This is a genomic window from Roseibacillus ishigakijimensis, from assembly GCF_016595415.1.
GTDB classification, from domain to species: Bacteria; Verrucomicrobiota; Verrucomicrobiia; order Verrucomicrobiales; family Akkermansiaceae; genus Roseibacillus; species Roseibacillus ishigakijimensis.
Window position 1 is genome coordinate 1 of the sequence record NZ_JAENIO010000177.1, and the last position, 346, is coordinate 346.

Genomic DNA, 346 nt, shown 5'->3' on the forward strand with positions numbered 1-346 from the left:
TCCATCGCGATGAGGGCGGTGGGATATTGGCTGGAAAGAAGCGCGAGAGCCTCCCGCTCGTTGCGGATAGAGGATTCGCGAATGACGTCACCGGACTCGTCGAGGACACAGATGTGATGATTGCGATCACCGAGGTCGATACCGATAGTGTGAAGATGTGGAGTATTCATAGGGCAGCTATTTTACCAAAGGGCGCAAGAGCCCCTGCTGCCTTCTCATCTACTCTTTATAGGACAACCGGACTTATTCAGCAAGCGGGGAGATGAGGCCCGGAACGATGGCCTCCACTTCTCCTCCCCGATTGTGAACAAGTCCGTCCGCGCCCACTCCACTTGTTCACAATTCC

1 protein-coding gene is annotated in these 346 nt (G+C 54.9%); it reads right to left on the reverse strand.

The window, feature by feature from the left end; all coding sequences use genetic code 11:
• Positions 1-170: IS110 family transposase (locus tag JIN78_RS18010; protein ID WP_200393200.1), on the reverse strand; the 170-nt coding region annotated here is incomplete at its 3' end.
• Between the last annotated feature and the right edge of the window lie 176 nt (positions 171-346).